Source organism: Gammaproteobacteria bacterium (assembly GCA_029862005.1).
Lineage (GTDB): Bacteria > Pseudomonadota > Gammaproteobacteria.
The window spans coordinates 1-17,322 of sequence record JAOTYD010000018.1 but is presented as its reverse complement, the minus strand read 5'-3'; the positions used below and the strand labels follow the sequence as shown (position 1 = coordinate 17,322).

Genomic DNA, 17,322 nt, shown 5'->3' with positions numbered 1-17,322 from the left:
TCAGTAAAAAACAACTTCCACAGTTATTCGAGACTGACATCAGGAGTGCATTGCCTTGGACGAGAAAGACTTCAAGAAAAAACTAATCGAATTGAAACAGGAAGTGACCCATCGCATCAACGCGATCGACAGGGACATCCGGCACGAAGGCATGTCGGCCGACTGGAGTGAACAGGCGAGCGAACGAGAAAATGACGAGGTGCTGGAATCACTCGGCAACAGCTCCGAACAGGAACTGGCGATGATCAAGTTTGCATTGCTGCGCATTGAAAACGGCACCTATTTTCAATGCGACGAATGCGGTGAAGAGATTCCAACCGCGAGGCTCGAATTGCTGCCTTTTACCGCGCACTGCGTGAACTGCGCCGAAAAGATTGAACGGTAACCGGGAACAGATCCATGTTGACCGAAAAACACGACCTGGTACATGAGCTACCCGAGCACCGTGACACGATTCACGATCTGAAAATGACAAATCAGCATTTTGCCAAGCTATTTGACGAGTATCATGAAGTCGACCACGAGGTCCATCGCATTGAAACCGGGATAGAAAACACCTCCGATGATTATCTCGAGGGGCGCAAGAAGGTCCGTCTATATTTAAAAGACGAACTGTATCGCATGATCAAGGAGGCTTAAACGCTAGCTTCCGGAGCTTCGATATAAACCACGATTACGCACCCATTCTCGGTGTGAGAGCAATGTTGCGTACCGTCTTTCATTAACACCAGATCACCTGCACGGTAGACCGTGCCATCGTTATCGGTCAAATCGCCGCTGATGATAAAAAATTCTTCATTACCGCGGTGTTGGTGTGGAATCGTGGTGTAACCCGGTTCCATTTTATAGATATGGAAACCGGTACCGAGTCGCTTGCTTCGATCGAGCTGAAAGGCAAGCCCATCGGCCTCACCACTACTATTGATAAAAGGCTCGAATTCCATCTTGTCAAGATTGACAACGATGCGTTCACCTTCGGTTACCGGTTTCATTGATCCCTCCGTTTAATTATTTTTTCATTGCACAACGGGATTTAATCTTCAGGGATCACGGCAATAATATCAATCTCCATCAACGATTCGGGTTATCCAGGTCCGGCAACCACGATTCCGGTCGACATCGGGAAAGCACCCTTGCGCCACTTGCACATTCCCCGGTGCATCGTATCGAATAATCTCGGATCGGCAATAGATTGCTAGCTGCAGCCCTTTACGAGAAATCGATGAAAAAAAAGAGCGGCGCTTGTAAAAGCGCCGCTCCAGGCGTGTAATCAACAGTATCGAGACTGCTTACTGCATGACCTTGGTCCAAACCTTGTCGATCAGTGACTGGGCCTTGGGTGAGCAGGTCGGCGCAAAAAACACTTTCAAATCGGACGGCGGGTTAATCTCCGGCGCAGATTTCAGTTCATCCGAATAGTAGGCGGCGGTGCCCTTGACGGCGTCACCATAACCCTGGTTTTCGGTCAGCATAGCCATGTTGACCGGATCCATCATGAAATTCATGAACTTCTTGGCGTTTTCGACGTTCTTGGCACTCGTCGGCACCACCATGCTGTCATACCAGCCGACAACGCCTTCTTTCGGGTAGGCATAGACGATCGGCGCACCGGTCAGGCGACCCAGCCGCGAGAAACCGCTCCAGTGGTTGGTCATCATGGCTTCGCCGCTGGTGAGCAGGTCGCTCATGGTTTCAGAGTTATAGGCGACGACGGATTCCTTCTGCTTGACCAGCATATCCTGGACCATTTTCATTTGCTTCGCGTCTTCGGAACAAAACGGTATGCCGAGATAGATGTTGGCGAGGCTAATGACTTCGTCCGGAGTCTGAAAAACGCTCAGGCGTCCATTGAGTTCGCCGGACGGCTCAAAGAATTCTTTCAGCGACTCACCCTTACCGGAATACAGTTCGCTGTTGTACGAGAACGACGTCGTACCCCACTGCCAGGGCCCTGTATACTCCTGCTCCGGATCCCATTCCGGTTTTTTCCACCGATCCTCCAAATTTTTATAGTTCGGTAGCGAATGAACGCCTACCTTCTGGATCAGGCCTTCGTTGATCATGATCGGAACAAAGTTCTGGCTGGGTACGACGATGTCGTATCCGGTGGCACCGGCCTGAAGTTTAGCCAGCAGGGTTTCGTTGGAATCGTAAGTGTCCACGGAAACCTTGATACCGGTTTCCTTCTCGAACTTGGCGATGAGTTCGGGCGGGGTGTATTCCGTCCAGTTATAGATAAATAGCTCGCCCGAAGCCTGTGCCAATCCCGAGATCAGCATCGCAGCGGCCGCGGCGAAAAGGGTTACTACACGTTTCATTTGAGTTTCCTCCAGTTGGTACATTTGGTTATGGCGATAAAACCAGGATTAGTGCACAGTATTCGTCTGTGTCTTTTTCGAAACGACCCAGTATGCCGTAACGATGGCGATCGAGACAAGTAGCAATACAGTCGAGACCGCATTGATCTCCGGGGTCAGGCCACGGCGGATCATCGAATAGATATAGACCGGCAAGGTGGTCGAACCGGCACCGCCCACCATCAGCGTGATAATAAAGTCATCCATGGAAATCACGAAAGCCAGCATGGCACCAGCGACGATGCCCGGCATCAGCAACGGCACGGTGACGTAACGGAATGTTTCCCATTCCGAAGCGTAAAGATCACGCGCGGCCTGCTCCAGCGACGTATCCATACCTTCGAGTCGCGCTCGAATCGGCATGAAGGCAAATGGAATACAGAAGGTGACATGGGCAATGATGACATTGCCCAATCCCCAGTTCAGGCCAATCGCAGAAAAGAATATCAGTACCGCCACGGCGGTCACGATTTCCGGCACCATCAGTGGTAGCGTAATCAGTCCGAGCGAAACTGTCTTGCCGCGGAAATTTCCACCCCTGGCCAGCACCAGCGCGCCGATGGTAGCGATCGCCGTTGCAAAAATCGTCGACACCGTGGCGACGATAAGGGAGTTCCATACCGCTTTTTGAATATCCGCGTTGTGAAACGCCTTCACGTACCAGTCGAGTCCAAATCCGCCCCAGTTCATCACCATGCGGTTGGCGTTGAACGAATAGAAGATCAGTACGACGATGGGCAGGTAAAGAAAGATGAAGAAAAAAATTGTCCAGCCACCGAGCCCGCGATAGTGGCCTACGGGCAGCATCTTCTTGCGCGCACGTGGGGTTGATGACTGCTGCATTTGTTCACTCATGATCATGCCCCTTCCATGGCTGCTCTTTTTTTGGCCGACCTGGCGTAGAAAATCAGCATGACAACCACGGCGGACAGCAACAACATGGACAAGGCCGCACCAAAAGGCCAGTTGCGCGCCGATGCAAACTGAAACTGGACCAGGCTGCCGAGCATCAGCTTCTTGCCCCCGCCCAGCAGGTTCGGCGCAATGAACGCGCCGAGACAAGGGATGAACACCAGGATACAACCGGCAATAATACCGGGCTTGCACAACGGAATAACGACCTTGGTCATGACTTCGAGGCGGTTGGCGTACAGATCGCTGGCGGCTTCCAGCAATCGGAAATCGAGTTTTTCCAGGCTGGCATAGATGGGTAATACCATTAGCGGCAGGTAACTGTAGGTCAGGCCGATGGCGATGGCGCCGTCCGTATACATCATGCGCAATGAATCCTCGATGATGCCAGTCGCGAGCAGGGGTGTCTCGATCACGCCGCCGCGGCCGAGGATAATGATCCAGGCAAAGGTGCGGATCAGCAGGTTGGTCCAGAACGGGATAGTGACGAGGTAAATGTAAAAATTGCGTCGGTTTTCGGGCTGCAGCGTGATGAAATAAGCCACCGGGAAACCGAAAATCAGGCACAGCAGCGTCGCACCGAAGGATAACTGGAAGGAGCGTAATATGATGTTGATATAACCGGGATTGAAGACCAGCTGGTCTTCCAGGTCGTATTCGAAAAAGAGTTTGATGTAGGCGGCCAGCGACCCTACCGGCTTGACGCCGCCATAGGGATTGGGTTCCAGAAAGGAAAACACGCCCATGATGATCATCGGTACCAGCATAAATATGCCGATCACGAAATAACTCGGTGCGAGACCCAGCCAGCGCTTACCGGCGGCACTTTTGGGTAACCAGTTACTCACTGGGCCAATACCCGCAATGCCCGTGCCGAGAATCCAACGGCGAGCGGGTCGCCGATCGCGAAAGGCAGGTTACCGTCCTCTCGCGGGCGCGCCTGGGCGGTCAGTTCGATGCCGTCGCCCATGTCCACGGTGTAGGCTGCCTGGTTACCCAGGTAGACCATGTTCGCTACCTTGCCGGGCCGAGTACTGGAGCCGTTGGAATCGTCCAGTGCCGACAGGCTGATTTTCTCGGGTCGCAGAAATAGCGTAACCTGGTCACCGACCTTGTGACCACCGCTGTTTTCGGCCTCGAACATGCTGTTCGATCCAATTCTGCAGGTCACCAGATCATCGTTAAGACTCTCAATCACACCATCCAGAAAGTTAGTATCGCCGATGAAATCCGCGACGAAGCGGTTGACCGGATGCTCGTAGATATCGGTCGGTCCTCCGATCTGCTGAACCTCACCATCGGACATGACCGCGATCCGGTCACTCATTGCGAGGGCTTCTTCCTGGTCGTGGGTGACAAAGACGAAGGTTATGCCGGTCTCTTTCTGTAGCTGTTTGAGCTCTTCGCGCATCGCCTGACGAAGCTTCAGGTCGAGGGCCGAGAGCGGCTCGTCCAGTAGCAATACTTGCGGGCTTGGCGCCAGTGCGCGAGCCAGGGCAACCCGCTGTTGCTGACCGCCGGAAAGCTGGTTGGGTCGGCGGTCTTTCAGGTGCTTCATCTTGACCAGGGTTAACACCTGCTCGACCGTGGCCTCGATTTCCGATTTGGGTTTCTTCAGGCGCTCGAGACCGAAAGCGACATTTTCGGCGACCGTCATGTGCGGGAACAGGGCGTAATGCTGGAAAACCGTATTGACCGGTCGACGATTCGGTTCGAGATTTTCGATCTCGTCATCGAACAGCATGATTTCACCACCGGATACCTGTTCAAAGCCGGCGATCAGGCGTAACAGGGTGGTTTTGCCACAGCCGGAGGGACCGAGCAGCGTGAAAAACTCGTTATCGTTGATGGTCAGAGAAACATCGTCGAGGGCCTTGACCGGCTGGTTCGAAGCGGGATTATAAATCTTGGTAACGCCGTGAATATCAATTGCAGAAGTCATTTTATACCTTCATGTCCTCGTTGGTGCCGATGACTTGCGGACATAGTGTCACCGATTCCACGAGTTCGCGATCCGCGAATTTGCTTAAAGCTATGCCAGGTGCAGCGATCGCGTCACCGGCACTATTGAATAGTACTGCGATATTGCACCCTCTGACGGCGCTGGTTTTGCAGACTTCAGACACGCTCCTCTCGACCTTCGGTTATATTCGATGTTTGTGATCACACCGTTTGCATGGTATTAAACCGCAGATTAAAAGTAATGGAAAGCATTGATTAACGATCGCTTGATTCGGATTTTCTTATTCACGCAGGGGATTAAATTTATAAAAAACGAACCTGGTTTCATCAGTCAGATCAAGTGGATTAACTTCTACGATCCGGATTCGACTAATGATTTTATGTGAATCGGCCAAACCCGAAATGATGTCGCGATGAGGGCGGGGCATCCATATTCGACGATCGGTCTCGATACCCCCGACATTTCATCAATCGCAAACGAGCCTCGCGTTGCGAGGCCTGCAACGGTCACGGCTACCCCGTGCCAGGCATAGCGTTTCTACTTACTATCCTCCACCTGGCTTGACCGGTTTCATGTAAATCTCCTCAGGTTTCATTCTTTCAGTTGTGTAACTTCGCGTCGAAATGGCAGGTCATCACCGATATCGGGCATATCCAGTTCACGCGCATAGCGGTGCCCGGCATAAGTCGCCCAGGCGATTGGCGCCGGCGATTCGGCATCGCCGATCAACTTGATCGATTTAATGCCATGCGATTCCCATTCCGCTTCGCGCTTGCTGAGTTTCCGCCATAACACATCGTTTCCCTGGCGCGACGCGACCATGGCGACGTGATCCGCCGAATGCGATTCGATTTTTCGCGAATATACGCACTCACTAAACACCTGGCCACCTTCGATCTTGCTGACTGCCCGATTTAGAATGATATCGACCCCGAGTTCGACCAGACGAGTATGAATCGCGCCCTGTTCCAGCGTATTGTTGGTCCAGGCCGAGACATAGGCGGCCGGCGAAATCAGCGTGACCCTGGCACCTTGCTCGACTAGCAATTCGGCGATCACACCCCCCATGTAATAGTGATCGTCGTCGAATATAACCACCTCTCCGGTCAGAACCTCGCCATCCATTAAATCATCCGGGGTATGCACGGCCAGCGAGCCGTCGTTTGGCAACGGCAATACATGGTGTCTTGATACGCCATCGGTGCGCCAGTGAGACCCGGTTGCCAGCACCACGTGCTCGAATCCAAACTCGAGAATGTCATCGGCAGCGAGTTCATTGTCGAGGTAAATATCAACGTTGGGCATTTGGCCCAATTGATATTCGCGGTAGTCGGCAACTCGCCCCCAGGCCGACAGGCCGGGCAAATGGCGCTCACGCGCAACTCGTCCACCTAATTCAGTTTTGGCTTCAGCCAGCACTACTTGGTAACCGCGCATGCCGAGGGCGCGCGCAGCTTCGAGACCCGCGGGCCCTGCGCCGACAATGAGCACTGTTTCGCTGGCACCCTTGCCGTCGATACGTTCCGGGTGCCAGCCCTTGCGCCATTCCTCCATGAAGGTCGGGTTTTGCGTACAGCGTGAAATCGACATGGTCATGTCGCCGGCGATGCAGATATTGCAGCCGATGCATTCGCGAATATCTTCGATACGACCTTCATCGATTTTACGCGGAATATAGGGATCGGCGATCGAGGGTCGTGCACAGCCAATGAAATCGAGAATTCCGGACTTGACCTGCTTGAGCATCACATCGGGTGATGTGAAGCGGCCGACACCGACCACGGGCTTTGGCGTCAAAGCCTTGATACCTTCGACCAGTGACTGCTGTGCCGCTTCTTCCTTGAAACGTGATGGTCCGGAACAATCCGCCCAGGTGCCATGCGCGAGATCCCACAGGTCTGGTAGCTCGGCGTGCATTTCGATCAATTCGCGCACCTCATTGTTGGCAAAGCCGAGTTCGCCGAGGGTTTCATCGAGCGACAGTCGCAGCGTAATACCACAACTGTCGCCGACCGCGTCCTTGCATTCCTCGATTAACTCGCGCATCAGCCGTGCTCGATTTTCCAGGCTGCCACCATACTCGTCGCTGCGCTGATTGGTGGCGGTCGATAAGAAATGCTGAAACACGCCATGCCCGTGCGCGGCGTAGAGGCAAATCAGATCGATACCCGCCGTTTTTGCACGCAGGCAGGCGTTGCGGTGCCAGCGGCGCAGATCGCGAATATCTTTTTTCGTCATCGCACGCGCGCTCACCGGGTCCGCGGTGTAAGTCCGGATCGGCATCGCGCTCGGCGCCAGCGGGATCTCCTTGGTATAGAGATTGGGACCGTTGACACCCGCATAGGTCAACTGGGTGCCGGCCAGGGCATTGTGTTCGTGAATCGCATCGGCCATTCTGGCGAGTACCGGTATATCATCATCGTCCCACAGGCGTAGCTCGATATAGGGCGCGATTTCCGAGGTATGGTGCATTTCGGTCTGCTCGGTAAATATAACGGCCCAACCGCCCTCGGCCTTGATCCCGCGCATCGCCGCTGCCGACGATGGATCCCGGTAGCCGCCACCATTGCAGTGCGGTACCTGGTAAAAACGGTTCTTGGCAGTCACCGGTCCGATGGCGACCGGCTCAAACAAAATATCGTAACGTGGGTCTCTACTCATTGGCCCCCTCCCCTGTGGCGTGGCTACAAATTACCCCTACCCAGAATTTTGTTGTTGTAATTTTGTTGGTTGCGGCATTGCAGAAAACTTTCGAAGACAATGGTTTGCTTGTGGATTGGCATGATAATCTTCGGTTAATTCGCTGCTTCTTTCGTGCGCACATGTATCAGCGATAGAGAACAAGTGTGAGGTGATTTCTGGTGCATGTAAATTATTATTTGCGTATATCTGACTTAATTAATTTTGAATTAAATTCCGATGATTGATTGGATTTGGATTGATTTTATAAAATCAATTGTTGAAAAAAGAATACTTTATTTGACGTCAAGCATTCATAATATTGGGCCGATTTAGACGCAGGGGGGTGTGATGGATCAGCATCAATTTCTCGAAGCTAAGAGCCAGACTGCCTGCGCGGTGTCGATCATCACCATAAAAGGACCCAGATATGTCAACTGAGAAAATAGACACGCTCGTTGTTGGCGGCGGCCAGGCCGGTTTGGCCATGAGCGAGCATCTGAGCAACTGCGGCGTGCCTCACCTCGTGCTGGAGCGGTACCGAATTGCGGAACGCTGGCGCTCGGAAAGATGGGACTCGCTGGTTGCCAATGGTCCGGCCTGGCACGATCGGTTCCCGGGCATGGAGTTCTCCGATGTCGATCCCGATGCCTTTGCCCCCAAGGAGCGGGTTGCGGACTATTTTGTTGCTTACGCTGAAAAAATCGCTGCCCCCATCCGCTGTGGTGTGGAGGTCAAGGAAGTGCAAAGGAATGTTGGACGACCCGGCTTCCATATCGAAACGTCGAATGGCGTGATCGAAGCTAGCAGCGTGGTAGCCGCCACCGGACCATTCCAACACCCTGTCATACCGGCCGTGGTACCTGAAGACTCAGGCATCATGCAGATCCATTCCAACGCCTACCGCAATCCCGACCAGTTACCTGAGGGTGCGGTGCTGGTGGTTGGGGCAGGCTCTTCGGGGGCACAGATTGCAGATGAGCTCCTGGGTACAGGAAAACGTGTTTACCTCTCGGTCGGCCCGCATGACCGTCCTCCACGAAGCTATCGTGGGCGCGACTTCGTCTGGTGGCTGGGGGTGCTCGGCAAGTGGGATGCCGCAGCCCTCGAGCCAGGAATGGAACATGTCACGATCGCGGTAAGCGGTGCTCATGGCGGTCAAACGGTCGACTTCCGGCGTTTTGCCGAGCAAGGGATGACGCTCGTTGGGCGGACGGAATCTTTCCGAGACGGTGTGATGCACTTCGCAACGGATCTTGCGGACAATCTTGCGCAAGGGGATGCGAACACCCTGTCGGTGCTAGACGAAGCCGACGCCTATGTTGCCCGCAACGGCCTCGATCTTCCGCAGGAGCCTGAAGCTCGCGAATTCGGATCGGACCCGCAGTGCGTGACCGATCCGATACTGGAGTTGAACCTGGCGGAGGCTGGAATAACCTCGATCCTCTGGGCCACCGGCTTCACTGTCGATTACAGCTGGTTAAAGGTTGACGCGGTCGACGAAGCAGGCAGGCCGAAGCACCAGCGCGGTATTTCGACTGAGCCCGGCGTCTATTTCCTGGGATTGCCGTGGCAGTCACGACGAGCGTCTTCCTTCATCTGGGGTGTCTGGCACGACGCCAAGTTCGTGGCGGACCATATTGCCACGCAACGCAAGTATCTGGCATACAATACTTCCGAGCAACGTGAGTCTGAAAGCGCATAACCTACGGATAACGGCAGCCGGTCATCTGCCATGGACAAAATGTCTTGCGGTGCACCGCAGAAATCTGTTCGCTGCCTTACATTACATTGGGAGAATCATTTATGGCACATAAACGGCTCAGGCCTTTTAATACCCGCGAGACCTACCCCGAGCAAAACCTGGACAACGATTTATCGCAAGGCGTTGTCGCGGCCAATATCATTTTCCTGCGCGGGCAAGTGGCCCAGGACCTGGACACAACGGAAAACGTAGCCATCGGTGACCCTGTCGGACAAACTCATCGCGTCATGCAGAACATTCAACTGCTCATCGAAGAGGCCGGCGGCAAGATGGAGCACCTGACCAAACTGGTGGTTTATCTCACCGATATTCGGCACCGGGAAGCTGTTTATCGAACCATGGGCGAATATATCAGAGGAATTCATCCCGCCTGTACCGGCCTGGTCGTGGTCGCCCTTGCGCGGCCGGAATGGCTGGTTGAAATCGATGCCACCGCGGTAATCGACGAATGACGACGCATTCGAGACGGCTTTAGGCAACCAGCGCATCTCGATACACAAATAGACAAAAGACAAATTTCATCGATCGGATCAAACCCCTATACTATGGCAGTGACCCGAATCCAGCCTCGGCATTAGCCGACGATATAGCCGGGGACCGCTTCGCTAACTTTTACGATGAGAAAGATAATGACACTATCGATCGCCGCCTGGGACGAAACTACGGGTCAGCTTGGCGCCGCAATTTCATCGTCCAGCATCAGTGTCAGCAGCCGCTGTCTGCATTGGCGATCGGGGGTGGGTATAGCGCTGAGTCAAAATATCACTGACCCGCGCCTGGGCCCGCAGATGCTCGCCCTGCTAGACGATGGTGTCGAGGTTGACGCGGTAATTGATGCCGCGGTAACGAGCACGCCCTATATCAAATACCGCCAACTCGCTCTGATTGACAACCACGGCAGAACTGGATCGTTCAGCGGTGATGCAATGCTTGGATGTTTTGCCTCGACCGAGGGCAAGCACTGCGTCGCGGCCGGCAACCTGCTGGCTAACGAGGGTGTGCCCGAGGCGATGGTGAATGCTTTCGAAAACTCAAGCGGAAATTTCGGCGCGCGTGTCCTGGGTTCGCTGGTCGCGGGGGTCGAGGCTGGCGGCGAAGCCGGGCAGCTACATTCCGCCGGACTGTTAATCGGTGGCGAGCCATCCTGGCCGCTGGCCGAATTACGCATCGACTGGGACGATGACCCGATCGCCAAAATGCTGGCTGGCTGGGAGGTTTACGAGCCGCAAATCGACGATTACATAACGCGCGCCTACAATCCGGACGACGCCCCATCCTACGGCGTTCCTGGAGATCCATAGGTGAACAGCGAGGAAATTCTTGCCCGCCTGGTCGCTTTCAATACCACCAGCAACCAATCGAATCTCGAACTGATCGACTTCGTGCGCAACCTGCTCGACGACCACGGCATCGTCTCACAACTGGTACACAAAGATGACCGCAGTTGTGCCAATCTCTACGCGACGATCGGTCCTGATGACATTGGTGGTGTGATGCTTTCCGGACACACCGATGTTGTGCCGACCACCGGCCAGGACTGGCATAGTGATCCCTATCAGTTAAAAACCGAGGACAAGTTGCTGGTGGGCCGCGGTTCCTGCGACATGAAAGGCTTTATCGCCTGCGTGCTTGCCGGACTACCCCAGATGACTGCCCGGTCATTAAAAATGCCGCTACACCTGGCGTTTTCCTACGACGAGGAAATCGGTTGTCTCGGTGCGAAAAAACTGGTGGATGCGATGGCAGGATTCGAAGTCAAACCACGTATCGGCCTGATCGGAGAGCCAACTGACATGAGCATGGTCCTCGGCCACAAGGGCAAGCTTTCCTACCGGGTTACCGTCAGTGGACTGTCCTGTCATTCCGCCTATATTGCCAGCGGCGTTAACGCGGTCGAGTATGCAGCCGAGCTGATTGCGTTTATCCGCAATATGAACACCCGCGTGCAGCAGCAGTTGACCGACCAGAGTTACACGGTTCCCCATTCGACCTTTCACGTTGGCACAGTCAGCGGCGGTACTGCACTCAACATCGTGCCCCGGCAGTGCGAGTTCGAGTTCGAGATTCGCAACTTGCCGCAGGAAGATCTCGACGCACTGATGCACGAGATCAGGCATTACGCCAACGATGTATTGCTCGTCGACATGAAAACTCGCCATCCCGATAGCGATATCCGCTTCGACGAAACTTCTTTCTACCCGGGTTTGCATACCGACCCGGCGTCAACGGTCATCGCTTACACCCGCGCCATCAACCCGATTGACAATATCGGCGCCAATGTCAGCTTCGGTACCGAGGCCGGATTGTTCGATAGCCTCGGCATCAATTGCCTGGTATGTGGACCGGGCAGTATCGACCAGGCCCATAAACCTGACGAATTTGTCGGTCGCGAGCAACTGCAGTACTGTGACCAGATGATCGAAAACCTGGTACATCGCTGCCGCGAGACATCAGCGCTGGCATAGACAGGGGAATGCCATGACCATTCCGATTTCAACATCGACGCAGGCTACGATCGGGTGGCGGGAATGGGTCGCGTTACCCGATTTGAATCTGCCTGCACTCAAGGCCAAGGTTGACACCGGTGCCCGCACCTCGGCGCTGCATGCATTTTTGATCGAACCCTACCAGAAAGACGGCGTTGATATGCTGCGGTTTATGATCCATCCGATCCAGCGCAATGACGGGCTCGAAGTCGAGTGCCACGCCCCGGTTTTCGATTTTCGCGAGGTCACCGATTCCGGCGGTCACCGTGAAATGCGTTACGTCATTCAAAGCCGACTCGTGATCGGAAATATCGAACAGCCTATTGAGATGACCCTGACTAACCGTGATACTATGCGCTTTCGTATGCTGCTGGGACGCCGGGCTATGGAGAATCGATTTGTGGTTGATCCTGGCGCGTCCTACATTAATGGCAAACTAAGGCCGCGCAAACTATACGGGTTATAGGCGAACATCCAGATGAAAATTGCACTTCTTTCGAGAAATCGAAAATTGTATTCCTCGCGACGCATTATCGAGGCCGCCGAAGAGCGCGGTCACGAAATAGTCGTCATTGACGTGCTGCGCGCCTACATGAATATCGCGGCACACAAACCCTCGATCCACTACCGTGGCGAGGTACTCGAAGGCTTCGATTCCGTTATCCCGCGGATTGGTGCATCGGTAACGGCCTACGGCCTGGCTGTTTTACGACAGTTCGAAATGATGGGCGTGGTCGCGTTGAACGAATCGGTAGCTATCGGCCGCTCGCGGGATAAACTGCGCTCATTGCAACTGTTATCCCGCAGGGGTATCGGTATGCCGTTGACCGGATACGCCAACAAGCCCGACGATATCAAGGACGTCATCGAAATGGTGGGTGGTGCCCCCCTGGTGGTCAAGTTACTCCAGGGAACCCAGGGCATCGGGGTGGTTCTCGCGGAAACGCAAAAAGCGGCCGAAAGCGTCATCGAGGGATTCATGGGCATCAAGGCCGATATACTGGTACAGGAATTCATCAAGGAAGCCGGAGGCTCCGATATCCGCTGCTTTGTCATCGACGGCAAAGTAGTCGCGGCGATGAAACGCCAGGCACCAAAAGGCGAGTTCCGCTCCAACCTGCATCGAGGCGGTGCGTCGAGCCTGATTAAAATCACACCGGAGGAGCGTTCAACTGCAGTCAGGGCGGCACGCATCATGGGTTTAAATGTTGCCGGTGTTGATCTGCTGCGCTCCAATCATGGCCCGGTAGTCATGGAAGTCAATTCAAGCCCCGGGCTGGAGGGTATCGAAGGTGCTACCGGCAAGGATGTCGCCGGTTTGATCATCAGCAACCTGGAAAAGTTAAAACCCGGTAAAACCAGGACGCGTGGCAAGGGCTAAGAGTCAACAATAATATGCAGTCTGCCATTGAAATCGCCGGGGTTACCATTAAATCCGGCAGCCGCCAGTCAATCGATATTCCGTTACCCAGTTTCTACACGCACAGTAGCGTTAACATGCCGGTACATGTAGTACACGGTCGCAATCCCGGGCCGGTATTGCTGGTCAGCGCCGCGCTGCATGGCGATGAAATCAATGGCGTTGAAATTATTCGGCGCCTGCTGTCGCACAAGTTCATCGATCGCATCAAGGGTACATTGATTGCGATCCCCGTGGTTAATGTCTACGGTTTCGTTTCCAAATCGCGCTATCTGCCTGACCGCCGCGATTTAAATCGGTCATTTCCCGGTTCCGAGAATGGATCGATGGCGGCACGTCTCGCCCACGTGCTAATGACGCAAATCATTCCTCACTGTACCCACATCATCGATTTACACACTGGTGCGGTCAATCGCGAAAACCTGCCACAGATTCGCGCGAACCTGCGTGGCAACCCGGACCTGGAAGTCCTGGCTCAGGCGTTTGGAGTTCCGGTCATCCTCAATGCTAAGCTGCTAGAAGGAACCTTCCGCGATGCCGCACACGGCCATGGCATCAATGTATTACTTTACGAAGCAGGTGAAGCGCTGCGTTTCGACGAAGTCGCGATCAGGGCCGGTGTCAAGGGTGTGCTACAGGTGATGCGGGAACTCGGCATGCGCGCCAAAAGCAAGAAGCAGCGTAAATCAGCGGCCTTGGTCGCAAATACCACTCGCTGGGTACGAGCCGCGCAAAGTGGAATCCTGCGCTCCCTGGTCGCGACCGGAGCCAAGGTCGAAATCGGTGACCTGCTGGCCTACATTAATAATCCCCTTGGGGAAAACACCGAGGAGCTGGTTAGTCCAGTTTCGGGAATCATTATTGGTAAAACCAATTTGCCGCTGGTATTCGCGGGCGAGGCTCTTTTTAATATTGCCAGCTACGAAGCCGTTGATCGAATAGCGGAGAACATCGATGCCTATCACGAAGAACTGGATCCGAATACTGACGAACTGCTAAGCGACGAACCACCGCTGGTTTAAACTGCGCATTCCGGACTCTCGACCGTAGCATTCTATACTGATGTTTATTCAGGCTCTCTCGGATTGAAGGCTGCAAAAGTGTAGCGCGGCATGGACGCCGCGCTCCAAGCGATTCCATGGATGGATCAACTGGCGCTTGCGCCAGTTGGGAGCGCCTTTTGCAGCCTTCAATCCGAGAGAGCTGGAACTCTGATAGGTGACCGATAGAGGCACTTTTGACCTAGAAGCCTGATGGTCAAAAAGCAGTAAGTTTAAAGGATTAGACGGTTTGTGGGACAGGCCGCTGGACTGGTTCTTCGCGGATTGGCCAGTGCACGATCGCGGCGAAAATTCCAAGCGCTACCCCGAGCCACCAAACCACGTCGTAGGACCCGGTCGCATCATAAAGTACGCCACCCATCCAGACCCCGAGGAAAGATCCTACCTGGTGCGAAAAGAAAACTATGCCCCCGAGCATTCCCAGGTAGCGGGTACCAAACATGACCGCGACCAGCGCGTTGGTCGGGGCCACGGTCGACAACCATAACAAACCAATCACGACGGCAAACACGACCACGGTAACCGGGGTGGCTGGCGTCAATAAAAACACGGTAAATGCGATAGACCGGGCAATATAAATCAGGCTCAGTAAAATCGGTTTCGAGTAATGCTGACCAATAATACCGGACGCCAGCGAACCGATGATATTGAAAAACCCGATCAAACTGATGGCAACCACCGCCCAGCGTGACGCAATACCCAGGTCACTGATATAGGCCGGGAAATGGGCGGTAATGAAAGCGACCTGGAAACCGCAAACGAAAAAACCGGACGTCAGCAGCAAGTACCCGCGGGTGGCAAAGGCCTCGCGTAAGGCAGCCCTGGCAGTTTGCTCGAATTCGACCGCGGCAAATTTCGAGGTACTCGAATTACCGCGCAACGGAATTGCCAGTAATGGGATCAGCAACATCACCAGAGCAATCGCAACCAGGCTGTCAGACCAACCCAGCGCATCGATCAGCCCCTGAGAAATCGGCGCAAATACAAACATGCCGGCCGAACCCGAGGCGGTGCCCAAACCGAACGCAAACGAACGTTTTTCCGGGCTGACCATGCGCGCAATCGAGGCCAGCACGACGCCGAAGGAACAGGCCGCAACGCCTAGACCAATGAGAACTCCACCGCCGATGTGCAACCACACCGGGCTTGGTGCGATCGCCATCACCACGAGGCCAGCAAAATAGAGTACCGCGCCGATCGCGAGAACTCGCCAGGCGCCGAATTTATCGGCAATCACACCAAACAGGGGTTGTCCCATACCCCAGAATAAATTCTGCAGGGCCATCGCCAGGCCGAACGTGCTGCGATCCCAGCCGGTGTCCTGCAAAATCGGCAGCTGGAAAAAACCCATTGCGGAACGCGGGCCGAACGCCAGTAAAGCAATCAAACAGGCGCAGGCTAGCGCGATAACAGGGACTTTATGCTGAACTAATGGTTCGGTGCTCATTCAAATTAAACAGGTTAGTGTAGTCGTCATGTCCAGTTTACAATATCAGATTGGCTATTTGCCTTACTTTGGCATGCACAATCAGGAGTAGAACTTGAAGATCAAGATATTCACCACTGGCGGCACTTTTGACAAGATCTATTTCGACGTCAAAAGCGAATTTCATATTGGTGATCCGATCATCGGTGAGTTGCTCGAGGAAGCTAATGTCAGCTTTGATTACGAGATTACGTCGCTACTCAAAAAAGACAGTCTCGATATCAACGACGCTGATCGAGAAATAATCTGCAATGCGGTCAGCAGTGTAAAAGAGAAAAGAATTTTAATCACCCACGGCACCGACACGATGGTAGAAACCGCACGGGCCCTGCTGGAAATCAGGGATAAAACCATTGTCCTGCTCGGTGCAATGCAGCCGGCACGCATGCGGGACAGCGATGCAACCTTTAACCTGGGATTCGCCAGTGCTGCGGTTCAGCTATTGCCGTTGGGCGTACACCTGGTAATGAACGGACAGGTATTTGACCCGCGCAGGGTATCCAAGAATCGCAGTCTGAATCGCTTCGAGCAAGCTAATTCCTAGCGTAACAATCCCACACCAAGGGTATATACTGCACATGCTTTACAGTTTCGGTTTCTGGATCCACCATGAAAGCTAGGACTTCGGCCAAGTTTATCCTGCCCCTGCTGGTACTCCTTCTCTCCGGCGGCCTTTACTATTCACTGGTCTCCAGCAAGACCGAGCGTGACAAACCCGCGCTTACCGAAAAAGTCTGGCAGATCGACGTAATCAGGGCCGAGCAGCAGACGCTCTCGCCCAGCGTTACGTTATACGGTCGCATCGAGTCACCCGAACAGTTAAAAGCAGCCGCACCGGGTGGTGGTATCGTCGAGAGCGTTTCGGTGCGCAATGGCGCTCGGGTGATCGAGGGGCAATCCCTGCTGCGCATGGATAGACGGGATTTTGAGGCGTCCCTGCTCCAGGCTGAAGCGGATCTGCGCGATATCGATAACCAGATCGCAGAACTCAAAATCCGCCACCAGTCCAACCGGTCATCGCTGGCAACCGAACGCGAACTGTTAGCCCTGGCGGATGACGAGGTCGAGCGCCTGGTCAAGCTTAAAAAACAGAACCTGAGCGCCGACACCGCACTTAACAGCGCGCGCAGCGAGCTGGGTCGACGCAGGCTCGAAGTAACAGCGCGCGAACTCGAGGTCGAGAGTTACCCGGC

General features: G+C 54.2%; 19 protein-coding genes. 11 read left to right on the top strand and 8 right to left on the bottom strand.

Annotation, left to right across the window (positions count from 1 at the left end; genetic code table 11):
- Positions 1-55 precede the first annotated feature (55 nt).
- Positions 56-385 carry a TraR/DksA family transcriptional regulator gene (locus OES20_12080; protein MDH3635431.1) on the top strand — a complete coding sequence of 110 codons (330 nt, stop codon included), beginning with the start codon at positions 56-58 and terminating at the stop codon, positions 383-385.
- A 14-nt stretch (positions 386-399) separates the two neighbouring features.
- Complete coding sequence (locus OES20_12075) at positions 400-639, top strand: YdcH family protein (GenBank protein MDH3635430.1); 240 nt, start codon at positions 400-402, stop codon at positions 637-639.
- Here the strand turns inward: OES20_12075 and OES20_12070 are convergent.
- The 7 genes from OES20_12070 to OES20_12040 form a co-directional block, all read right to left on the bottom strand.
- Positions 636-992 (bottom strand): cupin domain-containing protein, encoded by a 357-nt coding sequence (locus OES20_12070; GenBank protein ID MDH3635429.1) that lies wholly within the window; start codon positions 990-992, stop codon positions 636-638. The genes OES20_12075 and OES20_12070 overlap by 4 nt on opposite strands.
- A 297-nt stretch (positions 993-1,289) precedes the next feature.
- Positions 1,290-2,318 carry an extracellular solute-binding protein gene (locus OES20_12065; protein MDH3635428.1) on the bottom strand — a complete coding sequence of 343 codons (1,029 nt, stop codon included), beginning with the start codon at positions 2,316-2,318 and terminating at the stop codon, positions 1,290-1,292.
- 48 nt (positions 2,319-2,366) lie between these two features.
- Positions 2,367-3,212, bottom strand: coding sequence for an ABC transporter permease (locus OES20_12060; protein ID MDH3635427.1), 846 nt, complete (start codon positions 3,210-3,212; stop codon positions 2,367-2,369).
- 2 nt (positions 3,213-3,214) lie between these two features.
- On the bottom strand, positions 3,215-4,117 hold the full coding sequence (locus tag OES20_12055) for an ABC transporter permease (GenBank protein MDH3635426.1): 903 nt from the start codon (positions 4,115-4,117) through the stop codon (positions 3,215-3,217).
- The gene (locus OES20_12050) at positions 4,114-5,211 is read right to left on the bottom strand and encodes an ABC transporter ATP-binding protein (GenBank protein ID MDH3635425.1); all 1,098 of its coding nucleotides are present in this window, start codon (positions 5,209-5,211) and stop codon (positions 4,114-4,116) included. The genes OES20_12055 and OES20_12050 overlap by 4 nt, the downstream gene beginning before the upstream one ends.
- 1 nt (position 5,212) lies before the next feature.
- Positions 5,213-5,395, bottom strand: coding sequence for a hypothetical protein (locus OES20_12045; protein MDH3635424.1), 183 nt, complete (start codon positions 5,393-5,395; stop codon positions 5,213-5,215).
- Positions 5,396-5,823: 428 nt separating this feature from the next.
- On the bottom strand, positions 5,824-7,893 hold the full coding sequence (locus OES20_12040) for an FAD-dependent oxidoreductase (GenBank protein MDH3635423.1): 2,070 nt from the start codon (positions 7,891-7,893) through the stop codon (positions 5,824-5,826).
- 448 nt (positions 7,894-8,341) lie between these two features.
- Here OES20_12040 and OES20_12035 point away from each other — a divergent pair, with 448 nt between their 5' ends.
- The 7 genes from OES20_12035 to OES20_12005 all read left to right on the top strand — a co-directional run bounded on the left by OES20_12035 (position 8,342) and on the right by OES20_12005 (position 14,604).
- A complete protein-coding gene (locus tag OES20_12035) occupies positions 8,342-9,616 on the top strand; it encodes an NAD(P)/FAD-dependent oxidoreductase (GenBank protein MDH3635422.1) in 1,275 nt (424 codons plus the stop codon).
- Positions 9,617-9,717: 101 nt separating this feature from the next.
- Complete coding sequence (locus OES20_12030) at positions 9,718-10,128, top strand: RidA family protein (protein ID MDH3635421.1); 411 nt, start codon at positions 9,718-9,720, stop codon at positions 10,126-10,128.
- Positions 10,129-10,305: 177 nt separating this feature from the next.
- Positions 10,306-10,977, top strand: coding sequence for a DUF1028 domain-containing protein (locus OES20_12025; GenBank protein ID MDH3635420.1), 672 nt, complete (start codon positions 10,306-10,308; stop codon positions 10,975-10,977).
- Positions 10,978-12,141, top strand: coding sequence for an acetylornithine deacetylase (gene argE / locus OES20_12020; GenBank protein ID MDH3635419.1), 1,164 nt, complete (start codon positions 10,978-10,980; stop codon positions 12,139-12,141).
- A gap of 13 nt (positions 12,142-12,154) precedes the next feature.
- Complete coding sequence (locus OES20_12015; protein MDH3635418.1) at positions 12,155-12,628, top strand: ATP-dependent zinc protease; 474 nt, start codon at positions 12,155-12,157, stop codon at positions 12,626-12,628.
- A 12-nt stretch (positions 12,629-12,640) separates the two neighbouring features.
- Positions 12,641-13,543 carry a 30S ribosomal protein S6--L-glutamate ligase gene (gene rimK, locus OES20_12010; protein ID MDH3635417.1) on the top strand — a complete coding sequence of 301 codons (903 nt, stop codon included), beginning with the start codon at positions 12,641-12,643 and terminating at the stop codon, positions 13,541-13,543.
- Positions 13,544-13,557: 14 nt separating this feature from the next.
- Positions 13,558-14,604: a succinylglutamate desuccinylase/aspartoacylase family protein gene (locus OES20_12005; GenBank protein MDH3635416.1), complete on the top strand. Its 1,047-nt coding sequence runs from the start codon at positions 13,558-13,560 to the stop codon at positions 14,602-14,604.
- Between the two features lie 259 nt (positions 14,605-14,863).
- Here the strand turns inward: OES20_12005 and OES20_12000 are convergent, their stop codons facing one another.
- Positions 14,864-16,090, bottom strand: coding sequence for an MFS transporter (locus tag OES20_12000; protein MDH3635415.1), 1,227 nt, complete (start codon positions 16,088-16,090; stop codon positions 14,864-14,866).
- Positions 16,091-16,184: 94 nt separating this feature from the next.
- Between OES20_12000 and OES20_11995 the strand changes: the two genes are divergently transcribed.
- Together OES20_11995 and OES20_11990 are read left to right on the top strand one after the other, a co-directional pair.
- On the top strand, positions 16,185-16,673 hold the full coding sequence (locus OES20_11995; GenBank protein ID MDH3635414.1) for an asparaginase domain-containing protein: 489 nt from the start codon (positions 16,185-16,187) through the stop codon (positions 16,671-16,673).
- 65 nt (positions 16,674-16,738) lie between these two features.
- Positions 16,739-17,322 (top strand): HlyD family secretion protein (locus tag OES20_11990; protein MDH3635413.1); only part of this gene is annotated, 584 nt, incomplete at its 3' end.

Bases quoted from the DNA above. Each gene is read 5' to 3' on its own strand.
- OES20_12075 (MDH3635430.1), top strand. From the start codon at position 400: ATGTTGACCGAAAAACACGACCTGGTACATGAGCTACCCGAGCACCGT.
- OES20_12070 (MDH3635429.1), bottom strand. From the start codon at position 992: ATGAAACCGGTAACCGAAGGTGAACGCATCGTTGTCAATCTTGACAAG.
- OES20_12065 (MDH3635428.1), bottom strand. From the start codon at position 2,318: ATGAAACGTGTAGTAACCCTTTTCGCCGCGGCCGCTGCGATGCTGATC.
- OES20_12060 (MDH3635427.1), bottom strand. From the start codon at position 3,212: ATGAGTGAACAAATGCAGCAGTCATCAACCCCACGTGCGCGCAAGAAG.
- OES20_12050 (MDH3635425.1), bottom strand. From the start codon at position 5,211: ATGACTTCTGCAATTGATATTCACGGCGTTACCAAGATTTATAATCCC.
- OES20_12040 (MDH3635423.1), bottom strand. From the start codon at position 7,893: ATGAGTAGAGACCCACGTTACGATATTTTGTTTGAGCCGGTCGCCATC.
- OES20_12035 (MDH3635422.1), top strand. From the start codon at position 8,342: ATGTCAACTGAGAAAATAGACACGCTCGTTGTTGGCGGCGGCCAGGCC.
- OES20_12030 (MDH3635421.1), top strand. From the start codon at position 9,718: ATGGCACATAAACGGCTCAGGCCTTTTAATACCCGCGAGACCTACCCC.
- OES20_12025 (MDH3635420.1), top strand. From the start codon at position 10,306: ATGACACTATCGATCGCCGCCTGGGACGAAACTACGGGTCAGCTTGGC.
- OES20_12015 (MDH3635418.1), top strand. From the start codon at position 12,155: ATGACCATTCCGATTTCAACATCGACGCAGGCTACGATCGGGTGGCGG.
- rimK (MDH3635417.1), top strand. From the start codon at position 12,641: ATGAAAATTGCACTTCTTTCGAGAAATCGAAAATTGTATTCCTCGCGA.
- OES20_12005 (MDH3635416.1), top strand. From the start codon at position 13,558: ATGCAGTCTGCCATTGAAATCGCCGGGGTTACCATTAAATCCGGCAGC.
- OES20_12000 (MDH3635415.1), bottom strand. From the start codon at position 16,090: ATGAGCACCGAACCATTAGTTCAGCATAAAGTCCCTGTTATCGCGCTA.